Raw genomic sequence first — 21,041 nt, 5'->3', positions numbered from 1 at the left:
GGTGGGGGTTCGGGTGGGCTCAGCCGGCCAGCGCCGGCCGGTTCTCGGCGCCGGCGCGCACCAGGTCGACCACCCGGGCATAGGACCTGGCGTCCTCGAGCGGGTCGAAGCCGCGGATGAGCAGGGTGGTGACCCCGAGGTCGACGTAGTCGAGCAGGGCGTCGGCGACCTGCTCGTAGGTGCCGACCAACGAGGTCGAATTGCCGGCGCCGCCGGTGACCTTGGCCAGCGCGGTCCACAGCCGGGTGTCGTGCACCTCCTGCTGCTCGGCCGCGGCGACGAGGCGTCGGGAGCCGACGGCGGTCGAGCCCATCGCCCTGACCTGGCCGGGGTCGACGCCGTCGACCCGGGCCCTGGCACGGGCCAGGACGTCCTCGGCACGGGCCCATGCCTCGTCCTCGGTGTCGGCGACGATCGGCCGCAGGCTCACCGAGAATCTCGGGTCGCGCCCGTACGGCGCCGCGGCGGCGCGCACCTCGGCGATCCGTGCCCGGATGCCGTCCAGCGGCTCGCCCCAGAACGCGTACGCGTCGGCGTGCTTGCCACCCACCCTGATCGCGTCGGCGGAGGCGCCGCCGAAGTAGATCGGGATGCGGCCGTCGGGCCGGACCGAGGACCAGGCCTCGGCGACCCGGTAGAACGGGCCCTCATGGGAGAACGGCGTGCTCGACTCCCACTCCCGGCGTACGACGGTGAGGAAGTCGTCGGTCCGCCGGTAGCGCGCCGACTTGGTCAGATGGTCGCCGTCGCGCCGCTGGTCGGCGTCGTCGCCACCGGTGATGACATGCATCGCCACCCGTCCCGGATGGAAGGCGTCGAGGGTGGCGTAGGCACGCGCGGCGACCGTCGGCGAGACGAACCCGGGCCGATGGGCGAGCAGTACGCCGAGCCGGTCGGTGGCCTGCAGCACCTGATCGGCGACGACGAACCCGTCCGGCATCGAGGAGGAGTGTGCGATCAGCACCCGGTCGAACCCGGCCGCCTCGTGCGCCCGGGCGAGCTCGTGGGCATACTCCTTGTCCACGATCGGGCCGACCGGCGTACCCGACTCGGACTGGGTGGCGAAGCCCGCCGTCACGGCGGCAGCACCGCCGGCGGTGCTGACCCGTTGGGTGGCGGTGATGCCGATGAACTCGATGGTCATGCTGACTCCCGAACAGACAGAGCGAGGGCCTGGTCCTTCCAGGTCCGGGTGAAGTGGCAGGCCGCCCGCCGGTCGGTGCGGCCCTCGAGCGCGGTGAGGGGCGGCTGCCGACGGCAGTCGTCGGCGGCGAAACGGCAGCGGGCGGCGAAGACACAGCCGCCGGCCGCCACCCAGTCGGCCCTCTCGGCGGTGGCTCCCGTCTCGGCGCGCACGTCCCCGGGCCGGAGCTGGTGGTCCCGCTCGACGCTCGGCGCCGAGGCGACCAGCAACGCGGTGTAGGGATGCGCCGGATCCTCCAGCACCTCCCGGATCGGTCCCTGCTCGACCAGCCGGCTGCGGTAGAAGACCGCCACCCGGTCGGCGATCCCGGCCAGCGAGGAGAGGTCGTGCGCGATGATGACGATCGCGACGCCGAGGTCGGTGCGCAGCCGGTCGAGCAGGTTGAGCACCAGGTTGCGGTTGGAGACGTCCAGCGCGCTGACCGGCTCGTCGCAGAAGAGCAGCTTCGGACGGGTCACGATCGCCCGGGCCAGGGAGACCCGCTGCCGTTGGCCGCCGGAGAGCTGACGTGGACGGCGGTCGCGGATCGTGGCCGGGTCGAGGCCGACCTCGGCCAGGGCCTCATCCACCCGGGCCGAGCGCTCCTTGCCGGAGATCCCGCCGGCGACGTCGAGCGGCTCCGCGACCAGCCGGCCGACGCTCAGGTCGGAGTCGAGGGAGCGCAGCGGATCCTGGAAGACAAGCTGGATCTGACCCGTGCGACGGAACTCACGCAGCGCCCGGCCCTTGAGCGCGCCGATGTCGCGGCCGTCGAACTCGATGGTGCCGCCGACCGGAGCGACCAGGCCGACGGTGGCCCGGGCCAGCGTCGTCTTCCCGGAGCCGGTCTCCCCGACGACGCCGACGATCTCGCCGGGCCGGACCTCCAGGCTCGCCTCGGTGAGCGCGGCGCCGGTGCCGAGGTTGGTGCCCTTGCGAGGCTTCGCGTACGAGACCGACAGGTCGGTGGCGCGCAGCAGCGGCGCGGCGCCGGCTCCTGCCGTCGTCCCGGTCGTCCCGGTCATGCCGGTCATGCCGGCACCTCCTGCCGCTGCTCGAGACGCACGCAGCGCGCGGCCCGGCCGCCGCCGAGATCGGTGAGCTCCACCGGCCCGGTCAGGCAGTCCGCGCCGGCGACCGCGCAGCGCGGGGCGAACCGGCAGCCCGGCATCGACTCCCCGGCGGACGGCGGCTGACCGGGGATGATCTCCAGCGAGCGCCGCGACCAGTCGCCGACCGAGGCGACTCGCATCAGAGCCTGGGTGTAGGGGTGCCGCGGATCGTGCAGGATCTGCTCGGTCGGGCCGCTCTCGACGATCTCGCCGGCGTACATCACGAGCACCCGATCACAGGTCTCGGCGACCACCGCGAGGTCGTGGGTCACCAGCAGCAGGCTGAGCCGGTGAGTACGCCGCAGCCGGCGGATGAGCTCGAGGATCTCCGACTGCACCACGGTGTCGAGCGCCGTGGTGGCCTCGTCGGCGATCAGCAGCTCGGGGTGGCAGGAGACCGCGATCGCGATCAGCACCCGCTGGAGCATGCCGCCGGAGAGCTGGAAGGGGTACTGGTGGTAGACGGTCTCGGCATTGTGGATGCCCACCTCGGTGAGCAGCTCCTGCGCCCGGGCTCTGGCCTCGACCCGGGCCAGCCCGGCCCGTACCCGCAGCTGCTCGACGACCTGGTGGCCGATGGTCAGCGAGGGGTTGAGGTAGGAGGCCGGGTCCTGGAAGACGGCGGCCAGTCGCGTGCCACGCACCTGGTTCCAGGTGCCGCGCCGAGCCCGGGTGAGCTCGACGGCCCGCGGCTCCTCGCCCAGCACGATCCGGCCGGCCTCCACCGCGCCCGTCTCGGGCAGCAGCCCGAGGACGGCCCGACAGGTGAGGGTCTTGCCCGAGCCGGACTCGCCGACCAGGCCGACCGCCTCGCCGCGGCGGATGGTCAGCGAGACCCCGCGGACGGCGTGCAGCCGGTCACCGACGGTGACGTGCAGGTCGTCGACCCGCAGTGTCGTCGCAGCGTCTCGCCGACCCTCCGGCCCCGCGACGGCGGCCGCCGCGCCGGGCTCGGAGGCGGTGGTCTCGGCCGAGTTCTCCGGCAGGGTCTCAGGCGGGGTCTCCGACAGGGTCTCAGGCGGGGTCTCAGGCAGCTGCCGCATGACGCGACTCCTTCGCGGGGGTGGGGGTGGCGGTCTCGGGGACCGTCCCGATCACGGTCCGGTCGCGGCGACCGAGGGCGCGGGCGAGCAGGCCGCGGCGACGGCGGACCTGGCCGCCGGCGGCCTCCCGGATGCAGTCGGCGAGCACGTTGAGCGAGCCGACGGTGAGCATCATCAGCAGCCCGGGGAAGAGCGGTGCCCAGGACTGCTGGGTGAGGTAGGCCAGATCGGAGGAGAGCATTCCGCCCCAGGTCGGGGTCGGCTGGACGATGCCCAGACCGAGGAAGGCCAACGAGGCCACCACCAGCAGCGCCGCGCCCATCGCATGGGCGGCGGCGACCGCGACGTTGGGCAGCACCTTGCTCCAGATGTGCGTCCGCAGCGTCCACCACCGCGAGGCGCCCACCAGTTCGGCGGCCTCGACGTACTGGGTGGTGCGCAGGCCCAGCGCGACCGACCGGGTGATCCGGAAGAAGGCGGGACTTGTCAGGAAGCCGACCGCGAGCATCGCCTGCTGCAGTCCGTTGCCGAGCGTGCCGGCCACGGCGATCGCGAAGACGGTGAACGGCAGGATCATCAGGGTCTCGAAGACGCGCAGCAGGAGCCACTCCCCGCGCCGTCCCGCCCAAGCCGAGGCCAGCCCGGCCGGGACGCCGATCACGACGCCCACGACGACCGCCTCCAGGGCCCCGATCACCGAGAGCCGGGTGCCGGAGAGCAGTCGGCTGAGCACGTCGCGGCCGACGTAGTCGGTGCCGAGCAGGTGCCGGCTGCTCGGACCGGAGAGCACCTCGGAGAACTGTCGCAGCGGATCGTGCGGGGAGATCGCCCGGCCGAAGACGACCAGGAACGCGATCACGGCCAGGATCGCCAGCGCCACCCGGGCGCTCGGGATGCGCAGCAGGTTGCGGAACGTCGTCATCGGGTGCCTCCGGCGGTCGAGCCGCGGCGGGCGGCGGGATCGAGCAGGGTCTGGAGGGCGTTGATCGCCAGGCTGCCGATGAGCACGATCACCGCCGTCACCAGCAGGGTGCCGAGCACGACGGGGACGTCGCCGCGCTGGGTGGACTGCAACGCGAGCTGGGCGATGCCCGGCAGGTTGAAGAGCTTCTCGGTCATCACCGCGCCGCCGATGATGAGCGGGATCGCCATCCCGATCACCGCCAGTGTCGGCGCCACCGCGTTGCGCAGCACGTGACCGAAGAGCACCCGGCGCCGCGAGTAGCCGCGCATCTCGGCACCGATCGCGTAGTTCTCCCGCAGCGCGCCGACCAGGGAGGTGCGCAGCTGGCGGGCGATGTTGGCCGCCACCTCCAGGCTGAGTGCCAGCGCCGGCAGGATCGCGAAGCGCAGCCACTGCACCGGGTCGGCGCCGAAGGCGACGTAGCCGCCGGCGGGCAGCAGTCCCGCCTTGACCGAGAGCAGCACGATCAGCGCGATGCCGATCACGAACGGCGGCAGGGTCGCGAGCAGGGAGCAGACCACCGTCACCGCACGGTCGAGGATGCCGCCGTTGCTGAGCGCGGCGCCCACGCCGGCGGCCACCCCGATCACGATCGCCAGGGCGAGCGCGAGGGCCGCGATCGAGAGGTCCACCGGGAGGGCCTGCCGGATGGACTGACCGACCGGGACCGTGGTGAACCAGGAGGTGCCGAGATCGCCGTGCAGCGCGTCCCAGACCCAGTCGAGATAGCGCACGACCAACGGCCGGTCGAGCCCGAACTGGTGGTTCATCCGGGCGATGTCGGCCGAGGTGGCGGTCTCGCCGAGCACCGCGGCCGCGGGGTTGGACTTGCTCAGCGCCCCCAGCCCGAAGGTGATCACCGAGGCCAGGAAGAGCACGCTCACCGTGGTCAGCAACAGCCGCCCGAAGGGCCGGGCCAGCGCGCGCCCCCGGGCCAGGACCCGCTGCCCCCGGGCCGCGGGGGCACGGTCGGCCGGGATCGCGATCGCGGCGGACATCAGGCCGTGACCCCCTCGAAGCGCTGCAGGCTCGGCCGGGACGGGAGCGCCGAGACCGAGGACTGCCGGACGATGATCGACGGTGCGTCGTACAGGAAGGTGTTGGGGAAGGAGGTGACGGCGATCTTGGTCGCCTCCTGCAGCAGGCCGGCGTACGTCGGGTCGTCGGTCGGGGTGGCCTTGACCTTCGCCAGCTGTGCCTGGAGCTTGGCGTTGGCGTTGCGCGCCGGGTTCATCAGGCCGGTGTCGCTGAAGAGCACCTGGAAGGCCTGCACCGGCGACTCCCGGCCGGCGAAGCCGTCATAGCCCAGCGCCTTGGAGTGGTCGATGTAGACCAGCTGGGTCCACTGCGTCGCCGGGATCGTCTCGATGGTGAGGTTGATCCCGACCTCCTTGAGCTGGGCCTGGATCTGCTCGACCGCCGCCGCGGTCGGCGCGGGTGCGGTGAAGGTGCCCTTCACCCCACCGGAGAGGCCTGCGGCGGCGAGGATCTTCTTGGCCTTGGCGGGGTCGTAGGCGTAGAGGTCGTCGAGATCGTCGTTGTAGCCGACGTACCCCTTCGGGAAGGGCTGGTAGTTGACGTCGCCCACCCCGAAGTTGGAGACCTTCTTGATCTTCTCGCGGTCGATCGCGTACTTCATCGCCTCCACCACGGCGGGGTGGTCGAACGGCGCCATGGTGGCGTTGACGTCGAGGACGTTGACGAACATCGAGTCGAGCACCTGGACCTCGAGACCCGCGGCCTTGGCGGCGGCGATGTCGGAGGCCGGGATGCGGACCACGTTGTACTGCCCCGAGGAGGCCGAGGCGACCGCGGTGGCCGAGTCCGGCTGGGGGTAGAGCTTGAAGGCGTCGACCTTGATCTGGTCGGCGAGGTAGTAGTGGGCGTTCTTCGTCATCTCGGCGTGGTCGTTCTGGACGTACGACGTGACCGCGAACGGTCCCGAGCCGGCCGGCTGGGTGGCCAGCGAGGAGGCGTCCTTCTTGAAGACGGTCGGGTTGACCACCATCCCGGTCTTGCCGGCGAGCAGCAGCGGGATCTGGTAGTTGACGTCGGAGAGCGTGATGACCACCTCGGTCTCGCCCTTCGCGGCGATCTTGGTGATGTCGGTCATCTGCGCCGAGACCAGCGAGTCCTTGTCGGTGCGGGCCCGCTCCAGGGAGGCCGCGACCGCGGTGGCGTCGAGGGTGGTGCCGTCGGAGAAGGACAGGCCCTTGCGCAGGGTGAAGGTCACCTCGGTGCCCTTGGCGTTGTACGACCACTTCTGCGCCAGCCAGCCGACCGCGTTGCCCTTGTCGTCCAGGGCGGTGAGGGGGTCGTAGACGAGGGCCAGCATCTGCACGTCGGAGCCGGCCGAGGAGGTGATCGGGTCCCAGGTGGTGGGCAGCTGCCAGGCCCAGGTGATGGTGCCACCGGCAGCGCCGTCGCTACCGCCGGTGGCCGGGGTGGTGCTGCCGCCGCCGCAGGCGTCCAGGGCGAAGACGAGACCGGCGCCGACGCCGAGCCCGAACAGGCTGCGGCGGCTCATCCGGAGTGGGGTGGCGCTGGCGGAGGACTGGGTGCGGATCAGGTCGCGGGGCATGGGAACCTCGGAATTCTCGAGCGGTGACGTGGATGACTGAGCTGACGGAGATGACTGGACGGACCGACGAGCGGTCAGGACCGGCCGGCGTACCGGTTGGCCGGGATCGGGAGACCGAGATTCCCCCGCAGGGTGGTGGACTCGTATTCGCCGCGGAAGGCACCGCGCTCGGCCAGGATCGGCACCACCTCCTCGACCATGCGGCGGAAGGTCGACGGGTGGGAGACCCCGATGTTGAAGCCGTCGCAGGCCCGCGCCTCCCACCACTCGATGAGCTTGGTGGCGACCGTCTCCGGGGTGCCGACGAACTCGCCCTTGCGGCGGGCGCGGGTGGCCTCCACGGCCTGGCGCAGCGTCCAGCCGTTCTCCTCGGCGCGCCGGGTGATCTGGCTAGCCCGGGTGTAGAAGGAGCGCTGAGCGTGCTCCAGCGCGGCGGTCGGGAAGGGCGCGTCGGGGTCGTAGACCCGGAAGTCGTGCCAGCCGAACGGCCGACCGAACTCGGCGAGCGCGTCGTCGAAGTTGTGGTCGTGCTCCGCGCGGTAGGCCTCCAGTTCGCGGGCCTCCTCGTCGGTGTCGCCGATCACCACCTCGATGCCGGGCATGATCACCACCTCGTCGGGGTCGCGACCGAACCGACGGGCCCGGTTCTTGAGGTCGGCGTAGAAGGCCTGCCCCGACGGGATGTCCGGCGCGTGGGTGAAGATCCCCTCCCCGAGGCGGGCGCCGAGGTCGCGGCCCTGGTCGGAGGCGCCGGCCTGGAAGATCACCGGCTGACCCTGCGGGCTGCGCTCGATGTTGAGCGGTCCGGCGACCTTGAAGTAGGTGCCCTGGTGGTGCAGCGCATGCTGCTTGGCCGGGTCGAGGAACCGGCCGGTGGCGCGGTCGCGCGGGAAGGCGTCGTCCTCGTAGGAGTCCCACAGCGCACGGGCGAGCTCGACGTACTCGCTCGCCCGGCCGTAGCGGGTGTCGTAGTCGTAGTGCTCGTCCAGGCCGTAGTTGGTCGCGGTGCCGGCGTCGCCGGTGGTGACCACGTTCCAGCCGGCGCGGCCGTGGCTGATCAGGTCGAGCGAGGCGAGCCGACGGATCAGGTTGTACGGCGAGTTGAAGCTGGTGGTGGCGGTGCCGACCAGGCCGAGGTGGCGGGTGTGGGTGGCCACCGCGGAGAGCAGGGTGAGTGGCTCGAGCCGGTTCAGGTAGTGGGGTGGGCTGTCGGGGGTGATGAACTGGCTGTCGACGATGAACATCAGGTCGAAGCGGCCCTGCTCGGCCAGCTGCGCGATCGTGATGAACCAGTCGATGTTCACGCTTGCGTCGCCGGGGATCTCCGGGTCGAGCCAGAGCCGGTGCTGGCCCGGACCGCCCGCGCCGTACGGCACCGCCCCCAGGTGCATCTGTCTCCTCGGAGCGTGTTGGGCCTTCAGCGCCATCCGGTCCCGTCCTCTCTGTGCCGCTACGGCATGCGATGCCTGTCATCGGATAGTGACTTTTCGTGATGTAGTCTCTAAAGTCACCTTAGTTAATCGAGATTGAACGATACGCGTGAAAACCGTCGAATCAAGTTCGCGCGCCGCATGTCGAGACGACATCGAGGGCACGGATGGACCCCTTGCGGGCGATGGCTACGACATGCGTAGAGGGCAGCTCGGAATGTGTATCTCGCCGCGACGGCGAGCCGACGAGAGGCAGGGGACGATGGTGGTGGCCGAGGGAAACAGGTTGGGGACGTTGACCAACGGGCTGTTGGTGCTCGAGCGGTTGCTGACCCGGCCGATGTCGGTGCGCGAGCTGTCCGAGGAGACCGGTCTGGCCCGGCAGACCGCCTATCGGATCGTGGCGACCATGATGGCGGCACGCTGGGTGCAGCGGGAGGGCGAGCACTACCGCACGAGTCCGCGGATCTGGTCGCTGGCGGCGCAGTCGTTCTCCTTCGTCGGGCTGCGCGACGCGCACGCCGAGACCCTGCGGCAGCTCGCCCAGACGTACGGCGAGTCGGTCCATCTGGCCGTCTACGACAGCGGCTCGGTGGTCTACATCGACAAGGCCGACGGGTCGCACCCGGTCGGCAGCTACACCACCCTCGGCGGCCGCGCGCCGGCGTACTGCGTGGCGACCGGGAAGCTCCTGCTCGCCTTCGCCGAGGCGAACGTGGTGGACGAGGTGATCGCGGCCGGCCTGGAGCGGCACTCACCGCTCACCGTCACCGAACCGGCCGCGCTCCGCTTCGAGCTCGCCCAGGTCCACCGGGACGGCTACGCGGTCAATCGCGGCGAGTGGCGTCTCGGGGTCGCCGGGGTCGCCGTCCCGGTGCGCTCGCCGTTCAACGAGGTGGTCGCGGCGATCGGCTTCTCCGGGCCGAGCAACCGGGTCCTGAGCCGGCTCGACGAGCTGGTCGCCGCATTGCGGGGCGCGGTGGGGCTGGCCGCCTGAGGCGCTGACTCAGAGCAGCAGCGCGTTCGCCGGGTCCTCCACCACCGCCGCCACGTCGGCCAGGAATGCCGAGCCCGCCTCGCCGTCGATGTGCCGGTGGTCGAAGCTGACCGCCAGCGTGCACACGTCGCGCGGCTCGATCCGCTCACCGGCGCCCTCGTCGACCACCCACGGCTGCCGCTTGATCGCACCGAGGCACAGGATCGCCGACTCGCCGGGATTGATGATCGGGGTGCCGCCGTCCATCCCGAACGGTCCGACGTTGGTGATGGTGAAGGTGCCTCCGGCCTGGTCCGCCGGCAGGGTCCGGCCCTCCCGCGCGGTGGCCGTCAGCGCGTTGATCGCGCGGCCCAGATCGACCAGCGGCATCGCGCCGGCGTCCTTGATGTTGGGCACCACCAGTCCGCGTGGGGTGGCGGCCGCGATGCCGAGATTGACGTAGTGCTTGAAGACGATCTCCTGGGCCGCCTCGTCCCAGACCGAGTTGAGGATCGGCGTACGACGCAGGGCGAGCAGGCACGCCTTGGCCACCACCAGCAGCGGGCTGACCTTGACGTCACGGAAGTCGCGGTGCGCACGCAACCGCTCCACCAGCCTGGTGGTGACGGTGACGTCGACGGTGGTCCACACCGTGACGTGCGGCAGGGTGAACGCCGAGTCCACCATCGCCTGGCCCATCGTCCTTCGCACGCCCTTGATCGGCTCACGGGTCTCGCGAGTCTCGTGGGTCCCGCGGGTCTCACGGGCACCGGGCGCCACCGGCTCGGCGGCCGCCGCCTCCACCTCGGCCCGGGTGATCACCCCATCGGCCCGACCGGGGACGAGGGCGGCCAGGTCCACGCCGAGATCCTTGGCCAGCTTCCGCACCGGCGGCTTGGCCAGCACCCGGGCCGAATCGGTCCCTAGAACCGCCGAGTCGGTCGTTGGAGCGGGCGAGTCGGTCGCTGGAGCATACGAGTCAGTCCTTCGTGGGCGCCGGGAGACCGCCATCTCCTTCGGACCCGGACCGACCAGCGTCAAAGGTGCCGATTCGCCCGTTCCGGGGACCGACTCGCCCGCTCCAGGGACCGACTCGCCCGCTCCAACGACCGACTCGGCGGTTCTGGGGACCGACTCGGCGGGGGCGCCGATGCGGATGATGGGGGTGCCGACCGCGACGGTGTCGCCCTCGGCGACCAGCAGCGCGGCGACGGTGCCGGCGTACGGCGAGGGCAGCTCGACCACCGACTTGGCGGTCTCGATGTCGCATACGACGTCGTTGACCTTGATGGTGTCGCCGACCTTGACGTGCCAGGTGACGATCTCGGCCTCGGTGAGGCCCTCTCCCACGTCGGGAAGCCGGAACTCGCCGGTCGCGGCGGTGCTCACCATGCCAGGCTCCGATCGACGGCGTCGAGGACCCGGTCCAGGTCGGGCAGGAAGTGCTCCTCGACCCGGGCGGGCGGGTACGGGGTGTCGAACCCGCCGACCCGCAGCACGGGGGCCTCCAGGGAGTAGAAGCACTCCTCGGTGATCCGGGCGGACAGCTCGGCGCCGAGCCCGAGGTTCGTGTGCGCCTCGTGTACGACGACCGCGCGACCGGTGCGCCGTACCGACTCGTGGATCGGGGCCATGTCCAGCGGCGAGAGCGTGCGCAGGTCGATCACCTCCAGCGACCTGCCCTCGCCGGCCGCGGCCTCGGCGGCCATCAGCGCCGTCTTGACCATCGGCCCGTAGGCCAGCACCGTCAGGTCGGTGCCCGAGCGGGCCACCCGGGAGACGAACAGCGGGTCCGGCGTCGCGGTGGTGTCCAGCTCCGCCTTCTCGGCGTGGTATTGCCGCTTGGGCTCCAGGAAGATCACCGGATCCGGGCTGGCGATGGCCTGCTGGATCATCCAGTAGCCGTCGACCGGGTTGGCGCAGGCGACCACCTTCAGACCGGGGGTGTGCGCGAACTGCGCCTCGGGCGACTCGCTGTGGTGCTCGACCGCGCCGATGCCGCCACCGAACGGGATCCGGATCACCATCGGCATCGGCGAGCGCCCCTGGGAGCGATAGTGCATCTTGGCGACCTGGCTGACGATCTGGTCGTAGGCCGGGTAGACGAATCCGTCGAACTGGATCTCGACGACCGGCCGGTAGCCGCGCAGCGCCAGTCCGACGGCGGTGCCGACGATGCCGGACTCGGCCAGCGGGGAGTCGATCACCCGGTCCTCGCCGAAGTCCTTCTGCAGCCCGTCGGTGATCCGGAAGACCCCGCCGAGCTGACCGATGTCCTCGCCCATCAACAAGACCTTGGGGTCGTCCTCCATGGCCTTGCGCAGGCCGGCGTTGAGCGCCTTGGCCAGGGTCACCTTCTGGACCGGCTGGACCGGCTGGACCGGCAGCTGCGTGCTCATCAGGCCACCCCCTCGAACGAGGCCAGGTAGGTCCGGTAGTCATCCCGCTGGCGACGCAGCTCGTCGGGCATCTCGGCGTAGACGTTGTCGAACAGCGCCACCGGGTCGGGGTCGGGCAGCGCCTTGCAGCCGGCGCGCAGCCGCGCGCCGAGCCCCTCGGCCTCGGTCTCCACCTCGGCGAAGAACGTCTCCTCGGCCAGCCCGTTGCGGCGCAGGTAGGCCTCCACCCGGGCGATCGGGTCGCGCAGCTTCCAGGTCTCCACCTCGTCGGAGAGCCGGTAGCGGGTCGGGTCGTCGGTGGTGGTGTGGGCGCCCATCCGGTAGGTGTAGGCCTCCACCAGCGTCGGGCCTCCCCCCTCGCGGGCCCGCTGCAGCGCGGCCTGGGTCACGGCGTACGTCGCGAGCACGTCGTTGCCGTCCACCCGGACACCCGGGAAGCCGAAGCCCTCGGCCCGCCGGTAGAGCGGGATCCGGGTCTGCCGCTCGATGGGCTCCGAGATCGCCCACTGGTTGTTCTGGCAGAAGAAGACCACCGGCGCGTTGTAGGAGGCGGCGAAGACGAAGGACTCGTTCACGTCGCCCTGGGAGGAGGCGCCGTCACCGAAGTGGGCGATCACCGCCGCGTCCCGGGCCGGGTCGCCGGTGCCGACCACCCCGTCGCGCTGCATCCCCATCGCGTAGCCGGTGGCGTGCAGGGTCTGCGCGCCGATGACGATCGTGTAGAGGCCGAAGTTGTTCTCCTCGGGGTCCCAGCCACCCTGGTCGACGCCGCGGAAGAGACCGAGCAGCCGGAGCGGGTCCACGCCGCGGCACCAGGCGACGCCGTGCTCGCGGTAGGTCGGGAAGACGAAGTCCTGGGGACGGGTCGCCCGGCCGGCGCCCACCTGCGCGGCCTCCTGGCCCAGCAGCTGGGCCCAGATGCCGAGCTCGCCGTGCCGTTGCAGCGCCGTCGCCTCGACGTCGAGCCGGCGCACCAGCACCATGTCACGGTAGAACCCGCGGACCGCCTCCGCCTCGTCGCCGTCCACGGTGAACCGGTACTCCGGATGCTCGAGGCGCTGTCCCTCGGGGGTCAGCAGCTGGACGAGATCGGGGCTCGTCGTACTGGGACTGGGACCGAACAACTCGCTCATCGCGTGCTCCTTCGTGACGGCCACATCGTGGGGTCTCCACCGTGGCAGACCAGCGCCCGTGGGCTTGTGACCCGGGACACATGACGGTGGATCAAACTTACCGGCTCCCGGCGGAAACCACCGAGTCGGCGATCAGGCCAGCGACTCCCGCCCGTGCGGCTCCGTCCAGCCCGAGAGGTCCGGGCCGGCCGGAACGATGCCGGACGGGTTCACGTCGCGATGCACCACGTAGTAGTGCCTCTTGATCTGGTCGAAGTCGATGGTCTCGCCGATGCCGGGGGTCTGGTACAGGTCGCGGGCGTATCCCCACAGGTTCGGCAGCTCGGTGAGCTTCGCCCGGTTGCACTTGAAGTGACCGTGATAGACGGCGTCGAAGCGGGCCAGGGTGGTGAAGAGCCGGATGTCGGACTCGGTGAGCTGGTCGCCGACCAGGTAGCGCCGGGTCGCGAGGCGCTCCTCCAGCCAGTCCAGCGCCGTCCACAGCCGGTCGTAGGCGGCGTCGTAGGCCTCCTGCGAGCCGGCGAAGCCACACCGGTAGACACCGTTGTTCACCTCGGTGAAGACCCGTTTGTTGACCGCGTCCATCTCCGCGCGGAGGTGCCTCGGCCACAGGTCGGGAGCATCGGCGGCGTGATACTCGCGCCACTCGTGGCAGAGGTCGTGGGTGATCCAACCGAAGTCGTTGGTGACCACCGCGCCGGTGGGGACGTCGACGATCGCCGGCACGGTGATGCCGCGCGGATAGTCCGGGTACCGCTTGAAGTAGGCCTCCTGCAGCCGGGCGATGCCGAGCACCGGGTCGACGCCGTCCGGATCGAGGTCGAAGGTCCACGACCGCTGGTCGTGCACCGGACCGGGGGCGCCCCAGGAGAGGACCTCGCCCAGGCCGAGCAGGTTGCGCACGATGATGGCGCGGTTGGCCCAGGGGCAGGCCTTCGCGGCGATCAGCCGGTAGCGCCCCGGCTCGACCGGCCACAGCGGCACGTCCCTCGGTCCGAACTCAGGCGTCCGGGCGTCCTCGGTGATCCGGTCGTCGATGTAGTTCATGTCCCGGGTGTAGGCGCGGCCCGGCTCGACGTACGAATGCTCGGCCATGGCGACAACCTACTGGTTCAACTTTGAACAGCCCCCCACCGCGCGCTCATCCCCGCGGCAGCGCCGCGACGAAGTCCAGCTTGTCGAGCACCGGCGGCGGGATCACGAACGGGTAGAGGTCGTCGCGGCCCATGCTGCGGTTGATCACGTTGAGCGCGGTCGCCAGCGGCACCCAGACCCCGGTGACCACATCGCGGAAGGAGCTGAAGGCGCTCACCGGCGCCACCGTGGCGAGCCCGTGCGCGGAGGCGGACTCGAGGGTGTCGCAGATGTGCAGGTAGTGCGCCCAGGTCTCGGCGAAGTCCTCGAACGGGTGCATGGTGGCGTACGTCGAGATGTGGGACTGCTCCCAGTCGGCCGGCGCCCCCTCGGCATAGTGCCGATCGATCGCCTCCTGGTAGTCGACGGTCTCGTCGCCGAACAGCTCCCGGTAGCGGTCGAGCAGCTGCTGGTCGCGGACCAGTTGCCACTGGTAGTAGTGCCCGACCTCGTGCCGGAAGTGACCGAGCATGGTGCGGTAGGGCTCGTCCAACTGCGCCCGGACCTTCTCCCGGTAGGCGTCGTCGCTCTCGGCCAGGTCGATGGTGATCACGCCGTTCGCATGGCCGATCACGACGTCCGGCGCGCTGGCGACGCCGTCGCTGGCGAGCAGGTCGAAGGCCAGCCCGTTGACCTCGTCGGTCACCTTGGAGACCACCGGGAAGCCGAGCTGGTCGAGCTCGAAGACCAGGTGCCGCTTGGCCTGCTCCGCCTCGGCGTACTGCCGCATCCCCTCGAGGTTCTCGTCGGCGGGCCGCACCCGGGTGAGCTCGCAGGCGGCGCACTGGCCACCCTCGACCGGCGCCAGCCAGGTGCAGCCGGAGGTGTTGAGGTTGTGGCAGACCCACCAGACCAGGCCGGAGGCGTCGACGTAGCGCCCGTCGGCGTCGACCGGGACGATCTCCCGCTCGGCTCGGGAGTAGCCGAGCGCGCTCCCACAGCCGACGCAGACCGAGTTCTCGAAGAACAACGGGTTGTGGCAGAGCCGACAGCCGAACCTCTTCACGTCAACCCCCTGCGCTCCCGGGTCACTGGGCCAACCCCCAGTCGTCCACCAGCCAGGTGCCATCGCTGCTGATCAGCTCGACGATCATGGTCTCGGTGGGCAGCCGGGTGCCGTTCTCAGCGTAGCCGACGGTGACCGGCACCTGGGTGACGCCGTCCCGCTCGGCACTGGTCCCCACCGACAGCGTGCGGGTCAGCCGCCGGCCGGTGGTCGGGTCGCCGTAGGTCCGTACGCCGTTCGCGGCGTCGATCAGCGCCTGACAGGTCTGCGGACGCCGCAGCCTGACCTCGGCGTTGCCGTCCGCGAGCGCTCGGAGCCGGCCGCAGGAGCGGGCGGTCAGGAACTGCTCGGCGACCTCGGCCGCGGACGGCCCGGCGTTGCGGGTCAGGATCGCCACCACGACCACCACCGCAGCGAGGACGACCACCACCGCGCCGGCCAGCGCGCCGAGCCGCCAGCGCCGGCTGCGGTCGAGCAGGGTGAAGCGCCGGCCGGGGCGATCGGCCGCTCCGCTCCGGTCACCGTGGTTCACCACGCCGTCGCCACGTCGACGGAGACCTCGAGCGTGGAGCTCTTGGCCTCGGTGAAGATGACGCCCTTGACCGGTGGCACGTCGCCGTAGTCACGCCCCCAGGCCAGCGTGACGTAGCGGTCGTCGACCCGGGCGTCGTTGGTCGGGTCGAGCGCCAGCCACTGTCCCTCGGGCGACCCCGGCGCCTGCTCCTGCCCCACGGACGGGACCGGGGCGGGCACCCAGACGGCCACCCAGGCGTGCGAGGCGTCGGCGCCGACGACCCGCTCCCGACCCGGTGGCGGGGTGGTGGCCAGGTATCCCGACACGTAGCGGGCCGCGAGTCCGTGCCCGCGCAGACAGGCCAGCATCAGGTGGGCGAAGTCCTGGCAGACCCCGCCTCGGGCGGCCAGGATCTCCGGCACCGTGGAGGTGACGGTGGTGGCCTGGTCGTCGTAGCCGAAGTCGGCATGGATGCGGTGCATCAGCTCCTCGACGGCCTCGCCGATCCCCCGGCCGGGTCGCAACGACTCGGCGGCGTAGTCGGTCGCCTCGGCCACATGCTCCACCAGCGGCGAGGCGAGCGCCAGGTCGGTGGCGCTCCAGGCGCCGGCGCGATCGGTGAGCAGCGGCCGGCAGGACTCCCACGGCTGGGCGAGGGCGAGCTCGTCGTACGCCGGCGGCTCCACGCCGAGCTCGGAGACGGCCTCGATCTCCAGCCGCTCGTGCGGCTCGGTCACCTGGAAGTAGGTGACCGCGTTGGCGTAGTAGTCGCGGTCCTGGCTCAGGTCGCTCGGCGCCGGGGTGAGGGTGAGCTCGCTGCGCCCCACCCGCTGCCAGGGCAGCTCCCGGGGAATGAGATGAGCCACCCCGAAGCTGTCGGTGACCTCGTCGTCGTAGGTGTAGACGGTCAGGTGGGTGACCCGGTAGTCGGTCATACCCGGACCTCGCCGCCGGTGGGCACGCGGAGCGGACTGCCCAACGGGCTGCCGAGCGGGCTGCCCAGCGGCCGGGGCACCGGGCCGGCGGCCAGGTGGATCTCCGCGATCGCCTGCGCCAGCTGGGTCAGCTGGGCCAGGGTGAGGTCCAAGAACGCCTCGAGGTTCGGCCGGTCGGTGCCACCGATCGCGACCAGCGAGCCGACCTCGGTGCGCTGCAGCGCCTCGGCCAGGTCGTCCAGCAGCCGCTCCGGCCGCGACGAGCCGGTGGAGGTCGGCAGCGCGGCCAGATGGGTGCGCAGCTCGGCGTAGCAGAACGCCAGCGAGCGCGGGTTGTCCGGATCCATCAGCAGCAGGTCGAGCACGCCCGCCGGTCGCACGTAGCCCCGGTAGCGGCGACGATGGGTGACGGCCGACTCCGCGGCGGTCAGCACGGCGTTGAGCACGGTGCGATCGATGTCGATGCCGCGGCGGGTGGTCGTGGTGGCCCGCAGCAGGTGGCACAGCTGCAGCGCGCGCTCCAGCGACCGACCGATCCCGATCATGTGCCAGCCGGCGTCGCGGACCATGCTGGCGGTCACGCCCTGGAGCGCCAGGATCGCGGTCAGCATCCGGCCGGCGGACTCGTCGATCTGGTGGGAGTAGGGGCTCTCCCGCAGCTCCGCGGCGGCTCGGGCGGTGGAGGCGAAGGTGCGCCAGGTGTCCCCGGAGAGCTGGTCGCGAACCCCGGTCAGCGCCTCGCGCAGGGCCTCCAACGACTGGGCCGCCGAGCCCGGGCGGCCCGCATCGAGCAACAGCGAGCGGAAGTCCGCGTCCAGGTCGTCGCCCCGCGCGCGTGCCAGGTCACCGCTCGAGTCGCCGGCCGGGCCATCGCCCAGACCGCCGGCGAGCCGGCGGACGGCGCCGAGCAGCACCGTCAGACTGGCGCCACCGGTGGTGCCGGGGCGGGTGCGGAAGTCCTCGGCCAGCACGTGCGAGACCATCACCAGCCGCAGCATCGCCTCGACCCGTTCGGCGTACCGCCCGGACCAGTACATGTCCGCCAGCGCCCGCGGCACCAACACCGTCGCGGAGCGCGCATTGGTCAGCGGCAGTACGTCGGCCAGCCCCTGGTCCGGCGCGTTCGGGGACTCCTTGAGCACCCAGACGTCCTTGGCTCGGGGCTGCGGCGTGCGCCCGGGCGCCCCGTCCAGGACGCTGGCCAGACCACCGACCATCGGGCGGTAGGCCGAGCCGTAGCGCAGGGTGAAGGTGCGCAGCGTGAGCGGCCGTGGGACCACCCCGTCGCGCCGGCTCCAGGTCGGCGATTGGGACAGCGGCACGCGTCGCTGGGCGACGTAGCGATGCGGCTCGGCGATCAGCCGGGCGCGCAGCTCGTCGCGGCCGAGTCCGGCGAGCCCGTCGGACGGGCCGTCGAGGGTGCGCACCTGCAGGTCGTCGAGGCTGTCGAGCACCCACGCCAACCGGTCGTCCCGGCGATCGCCGCACCACCAGGTCTCGAGCTGCGGCAGCCGCAGCGGCTCGCCGAGCAGCGCCTCGCAGGCGGCCGGCAGATACGGCATCAGGGCGGGGTTCTCCAGCACTCCCGCGCCGAGGCCGTTGACCACCCGCACCCGTCCACGGCGGACGGCCTCGACCAGGCCGGCCACCCCGAGCTGGCTCTCGCCGCGCAGCTCCAGCGGGTCGCTCCAGCTGGCGTCGACCCGACGCAGGATCACGTCCACCCGCTCCAGGCGGGTGCGCTGGGCACGATGGGTGGGGGTGCGCAGGTAGACCCAGCCGTCCTTGACGGTGAGGTCGGATCCCTGGACCAGCGGGAAGCCGAGGGTGGAGGCGATGAACGCCTGGTCATAGGCGGTCTCGGAGTGCGTGCCGGGCGAGAGCACCACCACCCGCGGGTCGGCCTGGTCGCCGGGCGCCGACTGCAACAGCGCGGAGCGCAGCGCCCAGAAGTAGGGCTCGATGCGGTGCAACCCGGCCTCGCGATAGAGCTCCGGCATCACCCGGGAGATGACCCGGCGGTTCTCCATCGCGTAGCCCATCCCCGAGGGCGCCTGCGCCCGGTCGGCGAGGACGTGCCACTCGCCGTCCGCACCTCGGCCCAGGTCGGTCGCGGCCAGCACCAGCGGCCGCGGGTCGACGGCGCTGGCCCGGGCCACCATCCGGTTGAACCCGGCGTGACCGAAGACGACCGGCGCCGGGATGATCCCCTCGGCGAGCAGTCGCTGGTCGGAGTACAGATCGGCGAGAACCGCGTTGAGCAGCTCGCCGCGCTGGGCCAGGCCGACCTCCAGGTGCCGCCAGGAGACCGCGTCGATGATCAGCGGCACCGGGTCCAGCCGCCATGGCCCCGGCCGGGCACCGGGGCGCGCATAGGTGACCCCGTCGTCGGCGAGGAAACGCGCGATGTCTCCGTCCACCCGGCGTAGCGCGGTCGCGTCCAGGCCCACCGCGACCTCGGCCAGCGGCTTCCAGGCAGCGCGAAGGGTGCCGTCGGGGCCGACCACCTCGTCGTACCTCGGCGTCCCGGTGCCACCCAGCTCGCCCTGGGCCTGGGAGATCGCGTACTCGCGCAGCAGGCTCACGTCACCAGCCGACGCAGGTCGAGGGTGTGCGGATAGTCGGCGCTGGCCGCCCGCGCCGCGGCCGAGCGCATCGCGGCCACGTCGAGCCGGCCGGGGGTGTGCCCGCGGGGCTCGAACCGGCTGGCCCGGCGCGCCTCGGCCTCCGAGGCGTTCACCGGCGGATGGTCGTAGGAGCGGCCGCCCGGGTGGACCACGTGGTACGTCGCCCCGCCCAGGCTGACCTCGTCGGCGAGGTCGACCACGTCGAAGTGGAGCGGCGCCTGGACGTCGATGCTCGGGTGCAGGCTCGACCACGGTGCCCAGGCCTTGTAGCGCACGCCGGCGTAGAGCTCCCCGTCGGGAGAGCCCGGCGTCGCGGTGGTCAGTGGCACAGGGACACCCTGACACGTCACCAGCTGCCGATGGGGGTCCAACCCCCGAACCGAGACCTGGATCCGCTCGACGCTGGAGTCCACGTAGCGCGCCGTGCCACCGGCGGTGGCCTCCTCACCGAGCACGTGCCACGGCTCGATCGCCTGCCGCAGCTCGAGCTCGACGCCGGTCCGGCCGATCGCCGTCCGCCCGATCCGGGGGAAGCGGAACTCGGCGTACGGCGCGAGCCAGCCGGGATCGAAGTCGACCCCGAAGGCCTGCAGGTCGTCGACCACCTCGGCGATGTCGCGCAGGCAGCCGTGCGGCACCAGGAAGTCCTCGTGCAGCGCCGTACCCCAGCGCACCAGCGGAGCGTGGTAGGGCCGCTCGGCGAACATCGCCACCAGGCTGCGCACCAGCAGCGCCTGCAACAGCGCCATCTGCGGGTGCGGCGGCATCTCGAAGCCGCGCAGCTCCAGCAGGCCCAGGCGGCCACGGGAGGAGTCGGGGCTGTACAGCTTGTCGATGCAGAACTCGGCCCGGTGGGTGTTGCCGGTCAGGTCGGTGAGCAGGTGTCGCAGCGCCCGGTCGACCAGCCACGGCCGCGGCTCCAGGTCGTGCTCGGCCTGCTCCCGGGTGAGCCGGCGGATCTGGGCGAGCGCGATCTCCATCTCGTAGACCGCCTCGGGCCGGCCCTCGTCGAACCGCGGCGCCTGGCTGGTCGGGCCGATGAAACGACCGGAGAAGAGGTAGGAGAGCGAGGGGTGTCGCTGCCAGTAGGCGACCAGGCTGGCCAGCAGGTCCGGCCGGCGCAGGATCGGGCTCTGCGCCGGGGTCGGACCGCCGAGGGTGAGATGGTTGCCGCCACCGGTGCCGGTGTGCCGGCCGTCGAGGTCGAACTTCTCGCAGGCGAGCCGGCAGCGGCGGGCCTCGGCGTACAGCGTGGTGGTCAGGTCGCGTTGCTCGGCCCAGCTGCCGGTCGGCTGGACGTTGACCTCGATGACCCCCGGGTCGGGGGTGACCACCAGCTGGGTGAGCCGGGCGTCCGGCGGCGGGCCGTAGCCCTCCAGCACCACACCGGTGCCGACCTGCGCCGCCGCCCCCTCGATGACGCCGAGCAGCGCGGCGTAGTCCTCCAGCCGGTCGGTGGGCGGCAGGAAGACGTGCACCAGGCCGTCGCGGGCCTCGACCGCGAGCGCGGTGGTGGCCGCCTCGTCGGGGGCGACCACCCGCACCTGCGGGACGGTCGCCACCAAGGGCGCCGAGGCGTCCAGGTAGGAGGGCTCGCCCGGGTGCTCCGGGTCGACCCAGGCGATGCTGTCCAGCGGGAGTCGCAACCCGACGGCACTGGTGCCGCCGGTGAGCACCAGCCGGCCACGGCGGAACCGCCACCGCGCACTGGTCCAGCTGCCGTCGGCGGTGCTGATCGGGATCACCCAGCCGGTAGGGGTGTCCACGCCAGCGTCCAGGGCGGCGACCGCCGTCGCGTCGTCCAGCTCGGCGACACCGTCGGCCGGCGGTGGACCGTACGGTCGTCGTACGTCGTCGGCGACGGCGATCAGCGGGTCCTCGTACGCCGCCAGCACCTGCTCGGTCGGCAGTCCGAGCAGGCGGGCGATCTCGGCGGCCACCCGCTCGGCGGCCACCCCGACCCGCCGCGAGCCGGCCGCCGGGTCCGGCGCGCAGGGATCTGCG

At 71.9% G+C, this 21,041-nt stretch carries 17 protein-coding genes; 1 reads left to right on the top strand and 16 read right to left on the bottom strand.

Annotated elements, in window-relative coordinates:
- Positions 1 to 19: 19 nt before the first annotated feature.
- The 7 genes from QM638_RS19980 to QM638_RS19950 all read right to left on the bottom strand — a co-directional run bounded on the left by QM638_RS19980 (position 20) and on the right by QM638_RS19950 (position 8,274).
- A complete protein-coding gene (locus tag QM638_RS19980; protein ID WP_415144897.1) occupies positions 20 to 1,144 on the bottom strand; it encodes an LLM class flavin-dependent oxidoreductase in 1,125 nt (374 codons plus the stop codon).
- On the bottom strand, positions 1,141 to 2,217 hold the full coding sequence (locus tag QM638_RS19975; protein WP_415144895.1) for an ABC transporter ATP-binding protein: 1,077 nt from the start codon (positions 2,215 to 2,217) through the stop codon (positions 1,141 to 1,143). The genes QM638_RS19980 and QM638_RS19975 overlap by 4 nt, the downstream gene beginning before the upstream one ends.
- A complete protein-coding gene (locus QM638_RS19970; protein WP_415144893.1) occupies positions 2,214 to 3,338 on the bottom strand; it encodes an ABC transporter ATP-binding protein in 1,125 nt (374 codons plus the stop codon). The genes QM638_RS19975 and QM638_RS19970 overlap by 4 nt, the downstream gene beginning before the upstream one ends.
- A complete protein-coding gene (locus tag QM638_RS19965) occupies positions 3,322 to 4,260 on the bottom strand; it encodes an ABC transporter permease (RefSeq protein ID WP_415144891.1) in 939 nt (312 codons plus the stop codon). The genes QM638_RS19970 and QM638_RS19965 overlap by 17 nt, the downstream gene beginning before the upstream one ends.
- Positions 4,257 to 5,300, bottom strand: a complete 1,044-nt coding sequence (locus tag QM638_RS19960; protein ID WP_415144889.1) for an ABC transporter permease — start codon at positions 5,298 to 5,300, stop codon at positions 4,257 to 4,259. Before QM638_RS19960 ends, QM638_RS19965 begins: the two co-directional genes overlap by 4 nt.
- Positions 5,300 to 6,883: an ABC transporter substrate-binding protein gene (locus QM638_RS19955; protein WP_415144887.1), complete on the bottom strand. Its 1,584-nt coding sequence runs from the start codon at positions 6,881 to 6,883 to the stop codon at positions 5,300 to 5,302. Before QM638_RS19955 ends, QM638_RS19960 begins: the two co-directional genes overlap by 1 nt.
- Before the next feature lie 74 nt (positions 6,884 to 6,957).
- Positions 6,958 to 8,274 carry an LLM class flavin-dependent oxidoreductase gene (locus QM638_RS19950; RefSeq protein ID WP_415144885.1) on the bottom strand — a complete coding sequence of 439 codons (1,317 nt, stop codon included), beginning with the start codon at positions 8,272 to 8,274 and terminating at the stop codon, positions 6,958 to 6,960.
- 301 nt (positions 8,275 to 8,575) lie between these two features.
- Here QM638_RS19950 and QM638_RS19945 point away from each other — a divergent pair, with 301 nt between their 5' ends.
- Positions 8,576 to 9,310, top strand: a complete 735-nt coding sequence (locus QM638_RS19945) for an IclR family transcriptional regulator (RefSeq protein ID WP_415144883.1) — start codon at positions 8,576 to 8,578, stop codon at positions 9,308 to 9,310.
- Positions 9,311 to 9,319: 9 nt separating this feature from the next.
- Here the strand turns inward: QM638_RS19945 and QM638_RS19940 are convergent, their stop codons facing one another.
- From QM638_RS19940 to QM638_RS19900, 9 genes are all read right to left on the bottom strand, one after another.
- Positions 9,320 to 10,681 carry a dihydrolipoamide acetyltransferase family protein gene (locus QM638_RS19940; protein ID WP_415144881.1) on the bottom strand — a complete coding sequence of 454 codons (1,362 nt, stop codon included), beginning with the start codon at positions 10,679 to 10,681 and terminating at the stop codon, positions 9,320 to 9,322.
- Positions 10,675 to 11,688, bottom strand: a complete 1,014-nt coding sequence (locus tag QM638_RS19935) for an alpha-ketoacid dehydrogenase subunit beta (RefSeq protein ID WP_415144879.1) — start codon at positions 11,686 to 11,688, stop codon at positions 10,675 to 10,677. The genes QM638_RS19940 and QM638_RS19935 overlap by 7 nt, the downstream gene beginning before the upstream one ends.
- The gene (pdhA, locus tag QM638_RS19930; protein ID WP_415144877.1) at positions 11,688 to 12,821 is read right to left on the bottom strand and encodes a pyruvate dehydrogenase (acetyl-transferring) E1 component subunit alpha; all 1,134 of its coding nucleotides are present in this window, start codon (positions 12,819 to 12,821) and stop codon (positions 11,688 to 11,690) included. The genes QM638_RS19935 and pdhA overlap by 1 nt, the downstream gene beginning before the upstream one ends.
- Positions 12,822 to 12,953: 132 nt before the next feature.
- Positions 12,954 to 13,916: a glutathione S-transferase family protein gene (locus tag QM638_RS19925; protein ID WP_415144876.1), complete on the bottom strand. Its 963-nt coding sequence runs from the start codon at positions 13,914 to 13,916 to the stop codon at positions 12,954 to 12,956.
- A 46-nt stretch (positions 13,917 to 13,962) separates the two neighbouring features.
- Entirely contained in the window at positions 13,963 to 14,961 is a 999-nt protein-coding gene (locus tag QM638_RS19920) for a putative zinc-binding metallopeptidase (protein ID WP_415144874.1), read from the bottom strand.
- A gap of 22 nt (positions 14,962 to 14,983) precedes the next feature.
- The gene (locus QM638_RS19915; RefSeq protein WP_415144872.1) at positions 14,984 to 15,496 is read right to left on the bottom strand and encodes a hypothetical protein; all 513 of its coding nucleotides are present in this window, start codon (positions 15,494 to 15,496) and stop codon (positions 14,984 to 14,986) included.
- A complete protein-coding gene (locus QM638_RS19910) occupies positions 15,490 to 16,410 on the bottom strand; it encodes a transglutaminase family protein (RefSeq protein WP_415144871.1) in 921 nt (306 codons plus the stop codon). The genes QM638_RS19915 and QM638_RS19910 overlap by 7 nt, the downstream gene beginning before the upstream one ends.
- Complete coding sequence (locus tag QM638_RS19905; RefSeq protein WP_415144869.1) at positions 16,407 to 18,995, bottom strand: circularly permuted type 2 ATP-grasp protein; 2,589 nt, start codon at positions 18,993 to 18,995, stop codon at positions 16,407 to 16,409. Before QM638_RS19905 ends, QM638_RS19910 begins: the two co-directional genes overlap by 4 nt.
- On the bottom strand, positions 18,992 to 21,041 hold a 2,050-nt coding region (locus QM638_RS19900), incomplete at its 5' end, for a transglutaminase family protein (RefSeq protein WP_415144867.1). The genes QM638_RS19900 and QM638_RS19905, both read right to left, overlap by 4 nt.

The organism is Nocardioides sp. (genome assembly GCF_047606145.1).
In the GTDB taxonomy this organism is placed as follows: Bacteria; Actinomycetota; Actinomycetes; order Propionibacteriales; family Nocardioidaceae; genus Nocardioides.
The sequence above is the reverse complement of the archived record's forward strand: the minus strand, read 5'-3'. Positions and strand labels throughout refer to the sequence as shown.